The 21,079-nt window shown below is 32.1% G+C and carries 18 protein-coding genes; 5 read left to right on the top strand and 13 right to left on the bottom strand.

The features are described 5' to 3' along the window. Positions 1 to 21: 21 nt before the first annotated feature. Complete coding sequence (gene rnpA / locus ACUUYC_RS07280) at positions 22 to 414, bottom strand: ribonuclease P protein component (RefSeq protein WP_474264981.1); 393 nt, start codon at positions 412 to 414, stop codon at positions 22 to 24. Between the two features lie 73 nt (positions 415 to 487). Between rnpA and ACUUYC_RS07275 the strand changes: the two genes are divergently transcribed. Beyond that, positions 488 to 802 (top strand): hypothetical protein, encoded by a 315-nt coding sequence (locus ACUUYC_RS07275; protein ID WP_474264980.1) that lies wholly within the window; start codon positions 488 to 490, stop codon positions 800 to 802. Between the two features lie 15 nt (positions 803 to 817). Here the strand turns inward: ACUUYC_RS07275 and ACUUYC_RS07270 are convergent, their stop codons facing one another. The 6 genes from ACUUYC_RS07270 to ACUUYC_RS07245 all read right to left on the bottom strand — a co-directional run bounded on the left by ACUUYC_RS07270 (position 818) and on the right by ACUUYC_RS07245 (position 5,198). Next, the gene (locus tag ACUUYC_RS07270) at positions 818 to 1,429 is read right to left on the bottom strand and encodes a hypothetical protein (protein WP_474264979.1); all 612 of its coding nucleotides are present in this window, start codon (positions 1,427 to 1,429) and stop codon (positions 818 to 820) included. Between the two features lie 67 nt (positions 1,430 to 1,496). Next, positions 1,497 to 2,843 (bottom strand): hypothetical protein, encoded by a 1,347-nt coding sequence (locus tag ACUUYC_RS07265; protein ID WP_474264978.1) that lies wholly within the window; start codon positions 2,841 to 2,843, stop codon positions 1,497 to 1,499. Further along, positions 2,840 to 3,280 carry a phage holin family protein gene (locus ACUUYC_RS07260; protein WP_474264976.1) on the bottom strand — a complete coding sequence of 147 codons (441 nt, stop codon included), beginning with the start codon at positions 3,278 to 3,280 and terminating at the stop codon, positions 2,840 to 2,842. Before ACUUYC_RS07260 ends, ACUUYC_RS07265 begins: the two co-directional genes overlap by 4 nt. Next, positions 3,267 to 3,701, bottom strand: a complete 435-nt coding sequence (locus tag ACUUYC_RS07255) for a TIGR02594 family protein (RefSeq protein WP_474264975.1) — start codon at positions 3,699 to 3,701, stop codon at positions 3,267 to 3,269. Before ACUUYC_RS07255 ends, ACUUYC_RS07260 begins: the two co-directional genes overlap by 14 nt. Positions 3,702 to 4,172: 471 nt before the next feature. Further along, positions 4,173 to 4,847 (bottom strand): phage tail protein, encoded by a 675-nt coding sequence (locus ACUUYC_RS07250; RefSeq protein WP_474264974.1) that lies wholly within the window; start codon positions 4,845 to 4,847, stop codon positions 4,173 to 4,175. A gap of 195 nt (positions 4,848 to 5,042) precedes the next feature. Further along, the gene (locus tag ACUUYC_RS07245) at positions 5,043 to 5,198 is read right to left on the bottom strand and encodes a hypothetical protein (protein ID WP_474264973.1); all 156 of its coding nucleotides are present in this window, start codon (positions 5,196 to 5,198) and stop codon (positions 5,043 to 5,045) included. A gap of 360 nt (positions 5,199 to 5,558) precedes the next feature. Here ACUUYC_RS07245 and ACUUYC_RS07240 point away from each other — a divergent pair, with 360 nt between their 5' ends. After that, the gene (locus ACUUYC_RS07240; protein WP_474264972.1) at positions 5,559 to 6,362 is read left to right on the top strand and encodes a S24 family peptidase; all 804 of its coding nucleotides are present in this window, start codon (positions 5,559 to 5,561) and stop codon (positions 6,360 to 6,362) included. A 62-nt stretch (positions 6,363 to 6,424) separates the two neighbouring features. On the opposite strand, the gene ACUUYC_RS07235 is transcribed toward ACUUYC_RS07240, so the two are convergent. The 5 genes from ACUUYC_RS07235 to ACUUYC_RS07215 all read right to left on the bottom strand — a co-directional run bounded on the left by ACUUYC_RS07235 (position 6,425) and on the right by ACUUYC_RS07215 (position 14,124). After that, entirely contained in the window at positions 6,425 to 8,260 is a 1,836-nt protein-coding gene (locus ACUUYC_RS07235; protein WP_474264971.1) for a M1 family metallopeptidase, read from the bottom strand. A gap of 52 nt (positions 8,261 to 8,312) precedes the next feature. Then, positions 8,313 to 9,935 (bottom strand): S8 family peptidase, encoded by a 1,623-nt coding sequence (locus tag ACUUYC_RS07230; protein ID WP_474264970.1) that lies wholly within the window; start codon positions 9,933 to 9,935, stop codon positions 8,313 to 8,315. A 37-nt stretch (positions 9,936 to 9,972) separates the two neighbouring features. Continuing rightward, a complete protein-coding gene (locus ACUUYC_RS07225) occupies positions 9,973 to 10,830 on the bottom strand; it encodes an MBL fold metallo-hydrolase (RefSeq protein ID WP_474264969.1) in 858 nt (285 codons plus the stop codon). Between the two features lie 145 nt (positions 10,831 to 10,975). Continuing rightward, complete coding sequence (locus ACUUYC_RS07220) at positions 10,976 to 13,279, bottom strand: SulP family inorganic anion transporter (protein WP_474264968.1); 2,304 nt, start codon at positions 13,277 to 13,279, stop codon at positions 10,976 to 10,978. Continuing rightward, positions 13,276 to 14,124, bottom strand: a complete 849-nt coding sequence (locus ACUUYC_RS07215; protein WP_474264967.1) for a universal stress protein — start codon at positions 14,122 to 14,124, stop codon at positions 13,276 to 13,278. Before ACUUYC_RS07215 ends, ACUUYC_RS07220 begins: the two co-directional genes overlap by 4 nt. A gap of 169 nt (positions 14,125 to 14,293) precedes the next feature. Here ACUUYC_RS07215 and ACUUYC_RS07210 point away from each other — a divergent pair, with 169 nt between their 5' ends. The 3 genes from ACUUYC_RS07210 to ACUUYC_RS07200 all read left to right on the top strand — a co-directional run bounded on the left by ACUUYC_RS07210 (position 14,294) and on the right by ACUUYC_RS07200 (position 19,112). After that, positions 14,294 to 16,723 carry a helix-turn-helix domain-containing protein gene (locus ACUUYC_RS07210; protein WP_474264965.1) on the top strand — a complete coding sequence of 810 codons (2,430 nt, stop codon included), beginning with the start codon at positions 14,294 to 14,296 and terminating at the stop codon, positions 16,721 to 16,723. A 92-nt stretch (positions 16,724 to 16,815) separates the two neighbouring features. Then, positions 16,816 to 18,660 carry a cation:proton antiporter gene (locus ACUUYC_RS07205; protein ID WP_474264964.1) on the top strand — a complete coding sequence of 615 codons (1,845 nt, stop codon included), beginning with the start codon at positions 16,816 to 16,818 and terminating at the stop codon, positions 18,658 to 18,660. 11 nt (positions 18,661 to 18,671) lie between these two features. Next, positions 18,672 to 19,112 (top strand): hypothetical protein, encoded by a 441-nt coding sequence (locus ACUUYC_RS07200; protein WP_474264963.1) that lies wholly within the window; start codon positions 18,672 to 18,674, stop codon positions 19,110 to 19,112. A 99-nt stretch (positions 19,113 to 19,211) separates the two neighbouring features. On the opposite strand, the gene lepA is transcribed toward ACUUYC_RS07200, so the two are convergent. After that, on the bottom strand, positions 19,212 to 21,008 hold the full coding sequence (lepA, locus tag ACUUYC_RS07195; protein WP_474264962.1) for a translation elongation factor 4: 1,797 nt from the start codon (positions 21,006 to 21,008) through the stop codon (positions 19,212 to 19,214). Positions 21,009 to 21,079 lie beyond the last annotated feature (71 nt).

Raw genomic sequence — 21,079 nt, 5'->3', positions numbered from 1 at the left:
AGAAAGATAGCAGGAATAACATTAATTTTCAGGTACATTTTTTGCTGTAACCTTCTCTGAGAATTTCTCCAACAAACGAATCATTGATTTTTCAATTTCTTCAAAAGTCGGTTCTTGTTTTCCAATATACAAAAACATAAAAGCATAGGATGTTGATATTGTGTTAAAAACGTCATTTTTGTGCAAACGATAGGCTTCACGCATCAATCTTTTAATTCGATTGCGTGTTACAGCTTTTTTAAATCTTCTTTTTGTGACAGAAACTCCAGCTTGTACAGGAACATCATTAGGTAATTCTGTAGCTGTATAAATGAGTTTTAGTGGAAATTTTGAAACGGAATTTCCTTCACTAAAAAGTAGATCAATGCATTTTTTACTTTTTAATTTTTCTTCTTTTGGAAAACGATAATTCATGAAAATATATTGAATCTCGGTAAAAATAGAAAATAAGATTGTATTTACTATCTTTATTGTACACGGACTACAAATGAAGGAAACAGATTTAGAACGATATTTCAAATTATTTACCAATCAAGAAGCAGAAAATTTCTTTGATTCTGCATTGAAGGAACAGCATATAAAGTTTGTGAAGCGCGAAATTCCTGATTCTAAGTTTTCAGAGTATTTTTTTCATAAGAATGATATTATTGTCGTTGAAATTATCAATGAAAAGTTGAAAGAGTTGGAATCTGAAGAAACGAATAGACTTACTTCAAAAAAACATAATAAACCCTATATTGCTGAGCTTTTATTAACGCTTTTATTGATTGCTGTTATTATTTTATTAATTATAAGAGTGTAATAAAAAAACAGTTTTTTACCATAACCGAACACCAACACCTATGTTATGTGTGGTTGCTTGTATTTGATTGAGATTTATACGATATGACGCAAACCATTTTCCTTTGTTTTGATATTGCAATCCAAGACTGAGATTATCAAACTGACTTTTATTTCCACCAATTTCACCAAAAACATACAGGCCACTTTTAAAAGTTGGTGGATGTTCAATGGTTTTTGTAATCGTAATTTCTCTAGGGACTTTAAGTTTATATGAAAACTTACTGTCAATCAATGTTCCATCGACTAAGTTGTGTGTAAAAATGTCAATATCGTCAGTTTGAAGCGTGTCTTTATATAATTTTCCTTTCGTGAATTGTTCTTTTTCTTCTAGTGTAATTTCTTTTTTAAAGTTTTTACGTTCTTCATTTGAACTTGTAGTTGGAATGTATACATATTCAAATTTTGTAGTTTCAATATGTAGCGTATCAATTTTAGTTTGCCAAATAGTATCTTTTACAATGGTAACAGTTGGTTGCGTATTTATTTCAACGTCGCTTTCGCAAGATTTTAATAGCATACTATACCATAGTAAGCCAATAATGACGACAAGTAATATACGTTCTGTGGATATATGTTTCGTGTTCATAAGAGTTGAGGTAAAAAGAGCCTTTGATTATCAAAGGCTCTTAGATTAGTACTAGTAATAAATATGTTTAGTAAGTATTGGTATTTCCGATAGTTACAGTAGCTGTTGAATTTGTATTTCCGACAATTGTAGTATTTAAAACACCATTGGTAATTAACGAATTTTGTAATTCAACTTTTGAACTAAAATTCGTAGGGTTTGCTGTTGCGTATTTAGTTACCAAGTCTGAACCTGGTGTCGCAGTTTGATAAACTGTATTGTGTCCTTGAAATACAAGTGAATCTGTATTAAACCCAGTATTTGTTTCAATAGCAACTAAACCTCCAGGAACTTCTATATAAGAGTTTTTTATATATAATTGAGCGCTGCTACCTATATAAGAACACAAAGCTCCAGTAGATGTTACAAAAATATTTTCAAAAAATAATTTACCTTGTAGTCTAGCAACTGAAGCATTCAACGCCACATTACCACCTGTAAAATAAGTTTCGGTTCCATTGAAGTTACCATAAACTTCTGCATCATCTTTAAAGTTCACAAAGATTTTTCCTCCTGTAGCAACTTTTATTATTTCACCTGCAATAGTAGGCTTATGCTTACCAAACTTAACGTATGCTGCATACGAAAGCCCAGCTTTTAGTAACATTGTTTTATGTGTTCCTTCTGCTATATCGAAATCAAAATGATTAACGCCTCTTCCTTCATTATTAACCATTAAATCAGCTCCAACACTTTCAATATTTCCTTTAAAACTGTTTATACTATTTGCGCCAAGTGAACTAAATGCAATTCCACTTCCTTTTAGAAGATTGTAGACAACATTTATTTGACTGGCAGTTATGAACCCTTTTCCAAAGTTACTAAACGGAGCACCATAGGTTTCAATGGTATCAAATTCTCCTTCAAAAAATAAAGTTCCTCCTAGAAATTTATTTTCAGAGTTGTTTAATAATCTTCCTTTAGGTAACAAAAACACATATTTATTATAAACATTTTCTACTCTGTCATGGAAATATTCATTTGTATTGTTTGAAAAGTCAATTGTACAAGCTTCTTTCGATTCAAAACGAATATTTCGCTGTGGTAATAACGTATTTATTTCATAGGTGTCACCAGTGAGCAACTGAATCGTTAAAAAAGAGTGATCTAAACTAGTTAAGTCACCTTCACGTGGTTTTGCTATTTGAAAAGCTGCAACTGCTGCGTCAATGGTTTTATATGGTTTACTAATACTGCTTATTTTTGCGGTAGTATCGTCACCATTTTGCGCATCTACAAAAACTGTATTTTCTGGCAAAATGGTTTTCATATCATCTTTATGAACAAGACTGTCAAATACATCTTCATATTCAACTTGTGTAGGTTTATCTCCCGTTTCGAAATAGGATTTTAATATTTCTAATGATTGTTTCATTTTTTTTGAATTTTATGATTTTGCTCTTTCTCATTTACAAGAATATCTATGGTTTCTTCTAAATCTTTGAGAGACTTTTTTTTAATTAAATTAAGTAAAGCTTTAAACGGATTGATGCCATATATTTTATTGAAGTTTTCTAGAATAGATTTTACTTCAGCAATGGCTATAAACCCTGTAATAATTCTCTGGAATGGAATTTCTTTGACAATATATTTTTCCAATAAAAAGGCTGATAATATGACCAAATTATAAATGAAAAATTTAGAGATCGTATTTCCGATTCGTTCACTACTAATTGGAACGTTGTTTTTAAAAGAAGCATAAGCTCCAGTAATAAAATCAACAATAATTAGGAAAATAATAGTGAACATGATTGTGGTTATTGGCGATATTAAAGTCAACAACCAAAACACATATATTTTAAATTTCTCCATTTTTATATAGTTTTTTGTAGTCTAAAATTCTATTTTTAGGATAGGCTTTTATAGAAACACTATTGTTTTGATTTCCACCTAAAACATATACATAGCGTTTTGTTTGTTTAATGTAAAAGCCTACGTGTCCTTTCCAACTACTAGGAGATTCGCGCCATAAAACGACAATGTCTCCGAGTGCTGGTATTGCTGTTGATTCTCCAATATTTAGCCAACTTCGTGCATTTAATTTTCCACTGTATGGATAATTTTGAGTTTTGGTTACCCAATTCACAAATGCACTACACCAAGCAGTTTCATCATGCAGTTTGTTTCCGTCGTAACCTAACACCTCAAAGTATCTAATGATTTGGGGATTAGCTACCTTCCCGGCAATTTCCCTAATACCGTATTGTGATAATGCTTTTTGAATTAAGCTCATAGTTTTACTTTTTTTAGTTTGAACGACAGTTACTACTGTCTTGCATAATAATTTTATACAATAATGTTTTGCAACTGTATATATACAGTGCATGATTAATATTCATGAAAATGTTGGAATTTAATTTGAGAAGAAAAAGTAGCCAACGTATGCAACTATATTTTTTAAGTTTTCTTAACCAGAATAGGGTTTTGCACTTTGTATTGTGGTTCTTCTCAACAGTATTTTTGATATGAATCGTACAAAAAAGTTGTACTGTTCATTAGAAAAGCGATTACAAATATAAAACATATTACAACAACAAACAAACATATTACAATATAAATATAATGTATTTCTGTTTTTTGTTGGAAGTTGTTGTAATTCACTTATTTGAGAAGAAAAACTTTTTTGGGAGTGTATAGGAATTAAAAAATCCCTTTGATTATCAAAGGGATTTTTTTGAATATATGGTATGTAATGAATTTTTAATTAAGCCAAAGGATCAATTCCTTCCAGGGCAATAATTGTGTTTACAACCAAATACGGTTGCATGTTATTTACAGCTGTTGCACTTCCAGTTGCAGCTGTGTTTCCAGCAAGTGTTACACTTCCATTGATTTGCACGTTATCAGCTGCCATTAATTTATCGTTTGGGCTTGAATTATAGAGGAAAGAATCTGTAACTGGACCCACAGCAAGACCAAAATTTTTAATTTGTGGATCTTCAGAAGTAGCATCTTCTTCATTTACAAGTATTGTTCCGCTTAATGTATGTGAAGCTGCTAAACTTCCAACATCATGACTATGTGTTGGTAATTGACTTTCAGAAAGTGTATTTTCTGCTGTTCCGCCTGTTTGCCCAAGACTATAAGTTGCATCATTGTGAATTGTGGTTTTTCCTTGTAAGTTTGGCAAAGCAAAGGTTGTAGTTCCGTTGCCGCCATAGGTTGTACCTATTAAGTTGAATAAAGTCCCGTAATCGGAAATATTTAATAGTTGTCCGTCGCATTTTGCCCAACCACTTGGAACGGCAGCAAAACCTACCGTTTTTATTTCGCCAATCATTGGCATTGCTAAACTGTCTATTAAGTCTGAAAATTGACTTTCTGTAGGTTTGTCTCCTGTTTCAAAATAGGATTTTAATGTTTCAATTGTTTGTTTCATGATAAATAGTATTATGTTAATAGTATAGTTAAAAGTTAATACTTCAAGTTACAAAAAATAAGAATAAACTTACCTATATAAAGAAATACCCTTCTTTTTAAGATTTTATGTTTTTCTGATTAAAAAGCTCCTTTATGAAAGTAAAGGAGCTTTTGCGTATACATATATTTTAACGGAGTATGAGTGACTAGCTAATTACTGTTTTAAAATATTGTATATCGTTTTTTCTGAGATGAATAATTGTTCTACTAATTCGTTAATAATTACTTTCATTTGTTTTGCAGAATTGTCTTCTACATATTTTTGCACAAATTGTTTTCGTTTGCTTAAGAGCTCTTTACTTCTTTTCATCTGTATTTTTTTATTTAATTAATTCTGTCAGATGGAATTTGCCAACATCTTAATAGTTAGCTAGTAACTAACTGTGTGGCGCATTTCATAGCTGTTAAATGTATCGTGTATTCTATATGTTTTATATTTTCAAAATCGTACTGAAAATTGATTTCAAATACGTAACCATCAGTCTATATTTTGTCACTTATATTGTATTTATGAAGAATAAAATCGACATTTATAATCACAAATGTTTGATTTTCAATAAAAATTCATATCTTAGCAACAAATTACAATACAAATATATAACAAATTACAGAATAAATAAAACAAAAAACAGAATTTTTTGTAAAATGTTTAACTTTTAGTGAGCGATATATGGAAGGAATACATGAAAAAATAAAAGAGATCATCGATCATTTTCACCTTAACAATAATTCATTTTCCAAACGAATAGGAGTGACTAGTACTACTATAGATAGTATTACCAATGGTCGCCCACAGTCTGATGGGACACGAAAAAGAACAAAACCGGGATACGATTTATTGACAAGTATTATCAATGAATTTGAGATCAATCCAGATTATTTATTTGGAAAAAGTTCACAGTTATTTAAATCTGATCGACAAGATTTTCAAACATATGCTGGAATTCCACAAGTAGTAGCTGTGAATCAAGATGGAGAAGAAAATGTAGTGTATGTTCCTATCAAAGCAAGAGCTGGTTATTTGGATGGTTATGGAGATGCAGGATATATAGAAACCTTACCTTCTTTTAGTATGCCACATTTAACAAACGGAACTTTTCGTTGTTTTGAAGTACAAGGAAATTCAATGGTACGTACGTTTTTTGATGGTGATTTAGTATTTGGAAAATATGTGGAGGATTTAAGCGACGTAAAAGATGGCCGCGTGTATGTAATAGTGAGTCGTAATGACGGAATTGTGCTGAAACGTGTTATAAATAGAATAGAAGAACGGGGAAAGCTAATTTTAAAGTCTGATAATAAAGATGGAAATTATCCAACGTATACAATTAATGCGGAGGAAATTATGGAAATATGGTATGTAACGATGTTTGCATCCAAACAAATGCCCGAACCTGTAGATGTTTACGATAGACTTCACGATTTGGAAAGTAAAATTGTATTGCTTGAAAATGCATTGCAACGAAAGAATTAATAAAAAAATCCCGCTAATTTCTTAGCGGGATTTTTTAGTAGTAAGTGAAGCGTTACACTATATTATTTTCTTGCAACGTTATTATCTCTATTTATATCTGCCATCAATTGTGATGGATCAATTTCTACACTTTTAATGTTTTTGTTTGTTTTTAAAGCATAATACGGATATGCCCAAGCCCAATCATCTTTTTTAGTAGCATTTGTAGGCTTTTCTCCACGCATCATACGTAATGGAATGTAAAAGTTCTCACTTGTACCATCGGTATAATTTACGGTAATATCTATAGGCATTGGCATTAATCCAATTCGTTCTAAAATGACAGTTTCACCCTTAATTTCCTTTACACCATAATCAATAGTATTGGTAGTTTGTGCCCAGTCCGTTAAGTACCAATCTAAATGAATTCCTGAAACTTTCTCAGCACTTCTTTTAATGTCATTTGGAGTAGGGTGTTTGAAACTAAAATCATCAAAGTATTTTCTAAGTGCTTTTTCTAAATTTTCTTTTCCAATTACATATTCTAATTGTGACAAAAAGATCAGTCCTTTACTATAAGCAGAAGTACCATATGCTCTATTGTATTCATAACGATCCGCATGTGTTGTAAGCGGTTGTTCTCTTCCCGATTTAACTAATCTGAAATACGCACCGTATGAACCTTTGTATGGATTTTCAACATTTTTCCCCATCTTTTCGTTCATGTATCTACCTGAAATGTAAGAAGTAAACCCTTCGTCCATCCATTCATGTTTTGATTCGTTAGTTGCTAGTAAGAATTGAAACCATGTGTGTGCTAATTCGTGTGCTGTAACACCAACTAAACTTCCAAATTTTCGTTTTCCTGTGATTAATGTACACATTGCATATTCCATTCCACCATCTCCACCTTGAATTACAGAGTATTGCTTATATGGATACTGTCCAACATATTTATTGAAATAGACAAGCATTTCTGCTGTTCTTGGTTGTAACTTTTTCCAGTTTTCTTTGATAGAAGGATCATTTTTATATAAAAAATGTAATGTTACGTCATTTGCTCCTTTGTAAGTGTCATGTATATAATCTGGATCGGCTGCCCATGTAAAATCGTGTACATTTGGTGCATTAAAGTGCCAAGTAAGTGTATTTCCTGCTGGACGCTTTACGGTTCCTGTTTCATATCCATATCCTATTTCATTAGGATTTTGCAGGTATCCTGTTCCGCCTAAAATATACTTTTTATCAATTGTAATTTTTACATCAAAATCTCCCCAAACTCCATGAAATTCTCTTCCAATATATGGTGGTGTATGCCAACCTTCAAAGTCATATTCTGCCATTTTTGGATACCATTGCGTCATTGATAATGCAATACCTTCTTTGTTGTTACGACCTGAACGACGAATTTGTACAGGAACTTGTCCTTTAAAATTCATATCAAATGTAGCAGATGCGCCTGGTTGAATCGGTTTTGCGAGTGTAACTTCTAAAATAGTACCTTCTGTAGTGTATGCTATTTTTTGTCCATTCTGCGTAAGCGAAAGCACTTTTAAGTATCCAACTTCTGAATCAGATAGTTTGCTGATTCTGCTACCAATTTTTGCACTTGGATCTGAAATGGTTCTAGAACGTACGTCCATTTCACTTCCTGGTTGAAATGCATTGAAGTATAAATGATAGTATACTTTATCTAATACATCAGGAGAATTGTTTGTGTATACTAATTTTTGTGTTCCTTGATATTGATAGTTGTTTACATTCATGTCTATATCCATTGCATAATCTACCTGTTGTTGCCAATAGGTTGAAGATGCAGTATAAGAAGTCATGTTTTTATTGTCATTTACAGATTGTTGTGATTTACAAGCCGTAAATGCCAAAAGGACTAGGATACTAATTTTACTAAAAATTTTCATCGGGTTGTTTTTATTTGATAATTCTCTCCTTTAGAAAGTTATGTTTTTCTGATTACAATTTTACTTGTCCTCTTTGTACTTTATCAGCTAAAATAAGCGCATTGTATGCGTTTACAATTTTACCTGAACGTGATGCATTAGAAAAAGGCATTGCGCTTTCTTTTTGATTTACAATAACATTTCTATTGATTGTTAATCCTGATTGTATAATTATTTTTTTTACTTGACTAGCCGTAAGGTTAGGATATTGTGATAAAATTAATGCTGCTACTCCTGCAACACCTGGCGCAGCCATAGAAGTTCCTCCAATAGACTTATATTCATTTTCTGGGAATGTTGAATAAATATCTGATCCTGGTGCAAAGACATCTACATTTGTTTTTCCATAGTTAGAATAATTGGCTACTATTTGTGAACCGTATTTATTTTTAAGTGCACCAACTGTTAGGAATGTATCTGAAATTTCAGCTCCAGTTGTTGTTTGATCATTTGGAAATACAGATTTTTTGTCTAAATCAATATTTTCATTTCCTGCAGCATTTACAATTAATACATTGTTTTTTCCTGCATAAATGATTGCATCATGAACCCATTGAGAGTTTAGAGAGAAGTATTTACCAAAACTAGTATTGATAACTTTCGCACCATTATCAACTGCATATCGAATTGCTAAGGCAACATCTTTGTCACGCTCATCACCATTAGGAACAGTTCGTACAGACATAATTGCTACATTGTTTGCAACACCATTTACACCTTTTCCATTATTACGTTCGGCAGCAATAATTCCAGCAACGTGTGTTCCGTGCGCTTCACTTTTTTTAACGGGTTTTACATTTCCGTTTCCGTAATTTGTATCTGTAATATCATTTGGATCGTCACCAACAGGCGTTCGTCCATTGAAATTTGTATTCAGATAGTAGTTTAAATAATCAGTAACACTTTCTATGTCACCATTGATTGCCTCTATAACTTCATCTAAATTTTTGAATCTTCCGCTTGACAAGATTTGTTTTGCAAGTCCAATATGTTGTTGTAATTGCTCATCAGTTGTATTGATAGCCTTTACTTCATCGAACGTGTAACTATCTTTTTTGAAATATCCTTTTAGTGCATCATTTGAACTTTTAATTCTTGCCGCAGTTTGATCTAAACGTGCTTTAATACCACTGTATTGTTTGTATTCAGCATCAATTTCTGCTTTCGCAGCAGCATAATCAGGATGACTTGTACCTAATTTTACAATACGTGTCTTTTCCATGTTTTCATTATAAGAATCTCCTAAAAAATTCCAACCATGAATATCATCAACATATCCGTTTTTATCATCGTCTTTCCCGTTATTCGCAATTTCTTTTTTATTGGTCCAAATAACACCATCTAAATCTTCATGATCAATATCGATCCCTGAATCTAAGACGGCTACAATTACTTTTTTTCCTTTTTTCCCTTTGATGATTTCAGCGTACGCTTTGTCAACACTCATTCCAGGAATAGTATCTGTGATTAAATCTTTGTGTCCCCAAGTTTGTAGTTCTATCTTAGATAACGGCGTTTCTTTTAACGGTGTTGTATCAATATTCGCTATAGGCGTTGATAAAATAGGAGCTGTACTTCCACAACTAGCAATAACAAGTGCGGAAGCAATAAAAAAAGATGATTTTAGTAATTTCATGAGGGTTTGTATTATTCTTAATTCTGTATAAATGTGTTTAAAAAATATCTTTGCAGGTAAATACTTCGTTGAGTCTTACGCCTTTTTCTGTATGTTTTACGGTAATAATTTCATGATGTGCATCGTGTTCTAAAAACAAATAATAATTGTTATCTGCTGCCATGTTTAGAAACTTTTCTTTTTCATCCAATGTTAATAAAGGTCTTGTATCATAACCCATAACAAAAGGAATTGGTAAATTACCAACTGTTGGCAATAAATCTGCCATAAAACAAATTGTTTTTCCTTTATAATGAATCATTGGAATCATTTGTTTCTCAGTATGACCATTTGCGAAGAATACATCAAAACCTAATGCAGATTTTAGTAAGATATCATCTTGTGGTTGTGCAATAAAGTTGAGGTGACCACTTTCTTCCATTGGAATGATATTTTCCTTTAAAAAAGAAGCTTTTTCACGTCTGTTTGGAACAGTTGCCCATTGCCAATGATTTTCATTACTCCAAAATTTTGCATTCTTAAAAGCAGGCTCATAGCCAGTTTTGTCTTTATTCCATTGAATACTTCCGCCACAATGATCAAAATGTAAATGTGTCATAAATACATCTGTAATATCATCTTTATGAAAACCGTGATGTTGTAATGATTTTTCAATAGAATCATCGCCCCAGAGATGGTAATAACTATAAAACTTATCAGTTTGCTTATTTCCCATTCCTGTATCGACCAAAATTAATCGGTTTCCATCTTCAATAAGTAAGCAACGAGCAGCGATGTCAATCATGTTGTTGGCATCTGCAGGATTGGTACGTTGCCATAATGATTTTGGAACTACGCCAAACATGGCGCCACCATCTAATTTGAAATTTCCAGCAGCTATGGGATAAAGCTTCATAAGACCATTTAATTTGTTGGTGTTGCAAATTAACAAAACCGCAACAAAAAAGTATGATTGTTAAGGTTTTATTAAGAAAACTGAAGCTATATTTTTAATATTAATACAAATCCATAGGAAGCTGTATTACTAATATGGTACTTTGTTAGTGATGATCTATAACTACTTTGCTTACTTGAAGTACGTTTTTTAAACGTTTTCCAAAGTCAAAAACAGCTTTAATTTCTTTGATATTCGATAAGCGTTCTTTTCTAAAAATCAACAAGGCTTTTCCGTTCGATTCTACATGATAATATGGGTTGCTCTCAAAGAAATGAACTAAATCATCATTAAAAAAAGATTGAATTGCTAGTCTGTCTTCACCTAATAAGTAGAAACGGTTTGAAAAATCAGTATGATTATCAATTGGAATGTCTTCAAATCCTGCAAAAGCATATACTTTTTCTAAAAATCCTTCTCTATCTAAGGTAAACTCAGGAATTGCTTCTGGTAATGCTACATACATCATTGTGGTACGTACTACTTCTTTGGCAATGAATTCTCCTTCAGAAAATTCTAAATCGAACAAACGAACAGAATTACTGTTGTCTGTTAATTGATTGTATGTATGGTTTATTTTCTTTGTTCTAAAGAATAAGAAATCTTCTAAAAAATGAACGTTTTTATTTTTGTTTGATTCGTAGCTTAAGTTATAGTCTAAGGCTAATTCTTCAATCGTTTTTTGTCGTCTAGTAAGGTTTGATAACAAATTAGGAATTGGTAATATTCGTCGCAATGCAAATGGATGCTCAGAATCTGTTCCATGCATATCTAATCCGATTACTTCAAAATGTCCACCTCTTTTTTCAAAAAGCTCTTGATAGTTATTTAGGTTTTCCATTACGGTATGATCTACAAATTCACACATTGAAAAATCAACAATAACATCTTGATCTTCAGGAATGGTATCTAATTTACTTTTTAGTTTAAAAAAGTTTAGAAAGCTGCAAAAGTGTTTTACACTCACATAGTAATTCCCTTCATTTTCTTGTTCTTTAAACATTAAAACATTTGGCTTTAATAGATTTCTAAAGAATAGTGAAAAGCTTTTATTGATGATTAAATGAATGATTAAAGTAGTAAATACACCAAGTAAGATACCTTCAATTAAACCTACTTTTAATGTTACTAATAAGGTTACAAAGAAGATGATTAATTGTTCTTTCCCAATGGAAAATATTTTCTTTACAACATTTGGTGATGCTAATTTATATCCAGTAAACACAAGTATTGCCATTAATGCAGGCAATGGAATTCGTGTTAGTTGTGTACTAAACAAAGCAATAAATAGTACTAAAAAGAATGCATGAAAGAAGTTTGCTGATCGATTACTTCCACCATTATTTACGTTTACAGAACTACGTGCTATTACCGTAACTACATTTAATCCTCCCAAAAATCCACTTCCTACGGTAGCTAACCCAAGTGCTTTTAAGTCTCTATTTACATTCGATCTTCGTTTTTCAGGATCGAGTTTGTCTACAGCTTTTATGCTTAGTAATGATTCTATACTGGCAATAAGAGTAAGAGTAATGACAATAGACCAAAAAGAAAAACTTCCAATATGACTAAAATCTACTGTTGGTAAATTGGTCACAATAGAATTGAAGTCAGGAATATTAGAAATCATATATTTAGGTGCTATAGGATTGGGTTGTTGTAACACCAATTCGTAGTAATAACTAAATAAAATTGGTAAAATAACAATCCACATTGGAGCTGGAATTAATTGCAAATATTTATTCCTAATTTTTGAATAGAATACCATAATTATTAAACCCAAAACACCAGCAATAGCTGCATAAGTGAGTCCTGGATTGTCATAAGAAAAGGCACCAATAATTGTTTTTGGAATTCCAAATAAAAGTCCTAAAATACTACCTTCTTCAAATAGTGTAAAATTTCCAATAGCTAAAGAAATACCTTGTGCATCTTGATTTGCCAACATGGTATGTGTTGATTTTGCCAAAATTATCAAACCAATGGCTGCTAACATTCCTTGAATTGCGGAAGAAGGAAAGAAATTGGCTAATTTTCCCATACGCAAGAAACCTAAAATAGATAGTAATATTCCTGAGCAAATAATAGCTGCCAATACAATAAAGTATCCTTGTTGGTTAGCAAGTTCACCTTCTAAGCCAGTTTGAGTTGCAAAAAACAATACAGCTCCGGCTACAACGCCAACCAAACTATTTCCTGGTCCAGTAATGGTAACATTACTTCCTCCTAAAATAGATACTGTCAATCCGCCAATAACGGCAGTAATAATACCAGCAATTGGCGGAGCTTTACTAGCCATTGCTAATCCAAGTCCCAAAGGCAATGCAATGAGACTTACAACAAAGCCCGAAAATATATTTTTAGGTAATGTTTTTAAAAAATCTTTTATAGTATTTTTCTTTGGACTCATTGTATAATTAGTACATCAGTTGGTAATTCGGTTAAAATATGTTCGATATCGTGTGGAAATAAACGATCCCAAAAGGTTATTTTTCCGGGGGCATTCATCACTAATAAATCTGCACGTACCATTTGTGCATAATGACCAATAGAATATCCTCTTTTTCCAAAAATTGGCTGTGTTTTAATAGCTATTTCTTTGAGATAATCTTCTGGAATTTCTTCTACAATTTTTTTAACCCTATTTGTTTCGCGCATTTTAAGACGCTCTTTTTTAATATTTGCCATACGCATAGACTTATCATCATCAACATTGATGGCAACTTCTTGTTGTCTAATTTCTTCTACAATTGTAATTTTTTCAGCACCTAATTGATGACCTACATAAAATGCGGATGCAATAGCTTGTTTTGTTTTTTGATCTTGTAAACCATTTACAACAATATGCTCGCACGGAATACGTTCTACGGACGGTTTTATCATTAATAAAATAGAACATTTCGCTTTACGCGTAATTTTTCTTGCGATGGAACCTACATAATATTTTAAGAAATTTTCACGCTGTACAGCTCCTAAAATCAATAGATCTACCTTTTTTTCTTCACTTGTAGATAAAATAACATCGACCGGATCGCCCGTTTTAAATACAAGTTCGTACGAAAGGTTTTGTGCTACAAAAGGTTGTAAAATCTCTTGTAAATCTTGTTCTTTTTGAGCAGATTTTTCACCAACATGAATCAATACTAATTTTGCTTGAAAAAGTAAAGATAGGCGTGCAGATTCGTGAATATTGGCTTTTAAATTTGGAGAGAACGCGACTCCAATTCCGATAATGTGAAAGGGTTTTTGTTGCAAAAAAGGCTATTTTCTAATTTAGAATTTGAAAGATAATCTTTTTTTGAAAATCAAAACTATCACTTCACTCTTATTTTCCAAATTTATCAGATGTTGCTTCTCATAAAAATATATTTTAAAATAAATCTAAGTAATCTATTTCTTTTACCTTTAAGGCAACAAATACTTTATGGAAATTAATAAAGAGCTAGACTTAGCATTTAATTTTATAGAAAAAACGAATAGAAACTTATTTCTAACTGGTAAAGCAGGTACTGGTAAGACTACTTTTTTACATAAAATAAAAGAAGAATCATTAAAACGATTAGTAGTAGTAGCACCAACAGGTGTTGCTGCAATTAATGCAAAAGGAGTAACAATTCATTCATTTTTTCAGTTACCTTTTGAACCGTTTATTCCGAATGCTACTGCAAAAAGCACTACAATTCAACGCAAGTTTAGTAAAACTAAAATCAATATTATAAAATCATTAGATCTTGTTATTATTGATGAAATTAGTATGGTACGTGCTGATGTTTTAGATAGTATAGATGAGGTATTACGTAGGTATAAAGATAGAACGAAGCCTTTTGGTGGTGTACAATTATTATTAATTGGTGATTTACAGCAGCTTTCGCCAGTGGTGCGACCAAATGAATGGCAATTATTGAAAAACTACTATCAAACAGCTTATTTTTTTAGTAGTATAGCGTATCAAGAAGCAGCGGTTTTATCCATTGAATTAAAACAGATTTATCGTCAGCAAAATCAAAAATTTATATCTATTCTAAATGAAATTCGCAACGATAAACTTTCTTCCGCTTCCGCAGAAATTCTAAATAAACAGTATCAGCCAGACTTTAATCCTAAAAAAGCAGCTAGTTACATAACATTGACAACGCATAATAACCGTGCAGATGCGATCAACCAAAAAGAATTAGATAATTTAGAAGGGAAGGCAAAAAAATATGCTGCTAATATTTCGGGTAATTTTAGTGAAAAAACATATCCAAATAGTGAAAATCTAGTGCTCAAAGAAGAAGCACAAGTTATGTTTATTAAAAATGATAGCTCACCTGAAAAGCGTTATTACAACGGTAAAATTGGTACCGTAATTCATTTAGACGAAGATACCATAACTGTAAAATGTTCGGATGATGATATTATTGAAACAACGTATGAAACTTGGGAAAACATAAAATATACACTCGACAAAGAGACAAAAGAAATTTCTAATACTATTGAAGGAACGTATACACAAATTCCGTTACGATTAGCATGGGCAATTACCATTCATAAAAGCCAGGGTTTAACGTTTGATAAAGCTATTATTGATGCCGAAGCTTCCTTTGCCCATGGACAAACATATGTAGCGTTGAGTAGATGTAAAACCTTAGAAGGCATTGTATTAAAAACACCGATAAAAACAGCAAGTATTATTAGTGATGCTACTGTGAATACATTTACAAAAGAGTTAGAAGAAAATGAACCTAATGAAGCCGATTTGCAAGCTTCTAAAAAGGCATTTCAGATAAATTTAATGGCGGAAGCATTTGATTATTACCCGTTTTTATACCCAGTACAACGCTTGATTAGTATTTATCATAATAATAACAACACGCTTACTGGAAACATTTTACAACCGCTTGAAACTCTAAAGGACAATGGAATTATACCCTTGGTGAAGATTTGTAATACGTTTAAAAAACAATTAGAATCGCTAGCTGAAACTGTTGAAAGCCCTGAACAAGACGCTACAATACAAGAGCGTTTCAAAAAAGCAATTGCATACTTCAAAAAACATACAAAACAAGATATAACAACCGTTTTAAGCACACTAACATTTGCAACGGACAACCAAGCAGTATCAAAAGACTTTGAAAGGCAATTGAAAGATGTAGAAGATAAATTGGCAATAAAAACCAAGATTTTAGAAGCCTTATCTGGTAATTTTTCAACTGAAAACTATTTAAAAATACGTGCAAATTCCATCTTAGAAGTTTCAGAAGTAAAAGTTGTAAAACGAAAAATAGCAACGTCTACAGAACACGAAGAATTATTTGAAGACTTACGACTGTTTAGATTGAGTATTTCTAGTTCTGAAGACATTCCACCATTTCAAATATTTACCCAAAAATCATTGTATGAAATGTGCGAATTATTGCCAACTACAGCGAAACAACTTCGAAAAATACATGGTATGGGAAAAGTACGTGTAGAAAAATATGGTGAGGAAATTTTAGAAATCATACAAGAGTACACTACTAAAAATAACTTGTCGTCAAAACAGGAAGAAGTAGTTATTGAAGTGGAGAAGAAAAACACGAAAGAGATTTCATTAGATTTTTTTAAAGAAGGTCTTTCTATTGAAGAAATTGCAGAAAAAAGAGCATTAGCAGCCTCCACAATTCTGGGACATTTAGCGCACTATGTTAGTGAAGGAGTTTTAGATATTACCGAAATACTATCTGAAGACAAAGTTAAAAAAGGACTGGAGGTCATCAAAAGCAATACGTTTGAAGGTTTAAATGAACTTAAAGAAATTGCAGGTGCTAACTTTTCATATAATGAACTTCGTATATTGGTAAAACATAGTGAGGAAAAAAATATAAGTTCCTAATTTTCTTAAACTGTTTCTTCAATACGATTATATCTAATGTACATTAATATAATAATTATTAAATTTACTTTTCAATTTAAAAAAACGCATACATGCTCGAATTAGCGGGAATTATCATTTTAGGGATATTAGCACAATGGGTAGCTTGGAAATTTAAAATTCCAGCAATTTTACCATTAATTCTTATCGGTTTACTTGTAGGTCCAATTGCTGCAGAGTTTTTATCAGAAGATGGAGCAAAGTGGATTGAACCAGTTTGGAATGGTAAAAAAGGACTTTTCCCTGGTGACAGTTTATACTATTTTGTGTCATTAGCTATTAGTATTATTCTGTTTGAAGGTGGATTAACACTGAAACGTTCCGAAATAAAAAACGTAGGACCAGTCATCACAAAATTGATCACATTAGGATCTACGATTACATTTTTTGGAGCTGGAATTGCTGCACATTTTATTTTTGGACTAAGTTTAGAATTGTCATTTCTGTTTTCAGGATTAATCATTGTAACTGGCCCAACGGTAATTACGCCGATTCTTCGAAACATTCCATTAAAGAAAGATATTTCAACCGTTTTAAAATGGGAAGGAATTCTAATTGATCCAATTGGTGCGTTGGTTGCCGTTTTGGTATTCGAATTTATAAGTGTAGAAGGTGATAGCGGTTTTACAAAAACTGCGTTGATAGAGTTTGGTAAAATTATTCTTTTCGGAACTACATTCGGTTTCACCTTTGCGCATGCATTAGCATTTGCGATTAACAAAAAATTTGTTCCACATTATTTATTGAATGTGGTGTCTTTATCAGTTGTACTATTAGTATTTGTTGCTTCGGAAACATTTGCACATGAATCTGGTTTATTGGCAGTTGTGGTAATGGGAATGGTGCTTGGAAACGGAAAACTAGAAAACATAAAAGAACTTTTATACTTTAAAGAATCACTCAGTGTATTGTTGATTTCCATACTTTTTATTCTGCTTGCAGCGAATATTAATATAGAAGATTTGATGTTGTTATACAACTGGAAAACTGTCGTACTTTTCTTAGTTGTTGTATTTATCATACGACCTATAGGTGTTTTTCTAAGTACACATAAATCAAAATTAAAAACTAACGAAAAACTATTTATAAGTTGGGTTGGACCACGCGGAATTGTAGCAGCTGGAATTGCTTCTTTATTTGGAAGTAAACTAATGAAACAAGGCGTTGAAGGCGCAGAGTACATTACACCATTGGTATTTATGATTGTACTTGGAACTGTTTTATTAAACGCAACAACAGCACGATTATTTGCCAAAGTAGTTGATGTATTCTTAAAAAAATCTGATGGAATTTTAATTGTTGGCGCTTCAAAAATGTCACGTTTGTTAGGTCATTATTTAGAAACCAATGGACGTCATGTGGTATTAATTGATAGCAATCAGAATAACATCGCGAAAGCTAAAGAGCTAGGTTTAGAAGCCATTAATACAGATATTTATTCCAATACACTTACGGATAATATAGAGTTGAATGATGTTGGATATTTAATGGCAATGACAGGAAATACGTCTATCAATAAGTATGCAATTGACAAGTTTGGTGCTGAGTTTGGAGAAAACGGATCGTTCCGATTGGTAACACGTGAAGAAATGCTGGACGATAATAATAATCCAAAAGAAGGTTTATTTTCACATACAGATGATTACAGTTCATTAACAGAGCTTACACTAAAATATCCATCAATTCAAGAAATTGCAATTAATGACAAAGCACATTATAAAAGCTTAATTGAAATTACCAATAGTGATAAAGACATCATTCCATTATTTATAAAAGACAAAGATGCTGAGCTTAAAATTATTTCTTCATACAATACAGAAATTGATGAAATAGGCGAAAACTGGAAGCTTGTATATTTAGGAAAACCGTTTGACATAGAAGAAACAGAAACGAATTAAGCATACTTAATATGGAATATTGGGAAATTTTAATCGGAATAATTATTTCAGCACTTACAGCTGGGTTTGGAATTTATAAGTATTCAAAAGCGAGGAAAGATGAATTTAAAAAAGTCTTCTGGGAAAAACGTTATGAAAACTACGAGCATGTGATAGAACTTGCTTCTAAAATTTATGTTTCTAATAATTTAAACACAGTTGTAGATGAAATCAACGAATTTCGTCAATATTTTTGGGGTAAGTTAGCAATGATTGAAGATCAAGGAGTATATGATGCAATGATTAATTATAATGAAGAACTGAAAAAATTAGAAGGTAGTGCTTCTGATAATTTTACAGTATTAGAAGATGTTACTTATGATTTAGCTAGAGCGTGTAGAAATTCTTTAAGAGCTACTTGGGAACCTGTTCCACTAAGTGATATCAAACCTAAGAAAACCGAAAAGAAGTAGGTAACTAAAAAAGCGACTGTAATCATCTTACAATCGCTTTTTATATATAATTGTCTAGTCCTAAAATTTCAATACTCAGAACTAAAATCTAACTTTCACTTAATCATTCAGTTTTAACACTGCCATAAATGCTTGTTGAGGTATTTCTACATTACCAACTTGGCGCATACGTTTCTTACCTTTTTTCTGCTTTTCAAGAAGTTTACGCTTACGCGAAATATCTCCACCGTAACATTTTGCCGTAACATCTTTACGAAGTGCTTTGATAGTTTCACGCGAAATAATTTTTGCTCCAATCGCTGCTTGAATCGGAATATCAAACTGTTGTCTTGGAATCAATTCTTTTAGCTTCTCACACATCTTTTTACCAATGTTATAAGCATTATCAGCGTGAATTAAGGCTGAAAGTGCATCAACCGATTGTGCGTTTAATAAAATATCAACACGAACTAATTTCGATGTACGCATTCCAATTGGCGAATAGTCAAACGAAGCATATCCTTTAGAAACTGTTTTCAATCTGTCATAAAAATCAAATACAATTTCTGCTAAAGGCATATCAAACGACAACTCAACACGTTCTGTTGTCAAATAAGTTTGATTTGTGATCAATCCACGTTTTTCAATACACAACGACATTACGTTTCCAACAAAGTCAGATTTTGTAATAATTGTTGCTTTAATATATGGTTCTTCTACACGATCCAAACTTGATGGATCTGGTAAATCAGTAGGATTATTTACAATAATAATTTCGTCTGGATCTTTTCTTGAAAATGCATGATATGATACGTTAGGAACTGTTGTAATCACAGTCATATTGAACTCACGCTCCAAACGTTCTTGAATGATTTCCATGTGCAGCATTCCTAAGAATCCACAACGGAAACCGAAACCTAATGCTGCCGAACTTTCTGGCGTAAATACTAAAGAAGCATCATTTAATTGTAGCTTTTCCATCGAATTACGAAGTTCTTCATAATCTTCTGTATCTACAGGATAAATTCCGGCAAAAACCATTGGTTTTACATCTTCAAATCCTTCAATAGCATTTGTGGTTGGCGTTTTAGCATCCGTAATTGTATCACCAACTTTTACTTCACGTGCATCTTTAATACCCGTAATTAAATAGCCTACATCACCAGTTTTAATTTCTTTCTTAACTACTTGATTTAGCTTTAACGTACCAACTTCATCCGCATTATACTCGTTATTCGTTGCGACAAACTTGATGCGTTGTCCTTTTTTAATAGAACCATTAATAACTCTAAAATACGTTTCAACACCTCTAAACGAGTTGTAAACAGAGTCAAAAATTAAGGCTTGTAAAGGTTCATCATAATTTCCTTTTGGTGGAGGAATACGATCAATAACTGCAGCTAAAATATTGTCAACACCAAAACCTGTTTTTCCACTTGCGTGAATTACCTCTTCAGCATCGCAACCTAATAGATCAACAATATCGTCAGTTACTTCTTCAGGATTGGCGCTTGGTAAATCTACCTTATTTAATACGGGAATAATTTCTAAATCGTTCTCTAAAGCTAGATACAAGTTAGAAATCGTTTGTGCTTGAATACTTTGCGCGGCATCAACAATTAGCAAAGCACCTTCACAAGCAGCAATAGATCGTGAAACTTCATAAGAGAAATCTACGTGTCCAGGTGTATCAATCAAATTTAAAATATATTCTTGACCTTCAAACGTATATTCCATTTGAATAGCATGCGATTTAATCGTGATTCCACGTTCACGTTCTAAATCCATACTATCTAGTAATTGATCTTGCTTTTCTCGTTCAGTTACAGAACCTGTAAAATCTAACAATCTGTCAGCCAACGTGCTCTTTCCGTGATCGATATGTGCAATAATGCAAAAGTTTCTAATGTGCTTCATCCAATTCTATAGCTAAATAATTTGCAAATATAGCTTTTTACAGGGTAAATACACATGTTTTAGGCGTATAT

The organism is Kordia sp. E, assembly GCF_056033805.1.
Note: the sequence above shows the minus strand (reverse complement) of the source record. Positions and strands in the feature narration are given on the sequence as shown.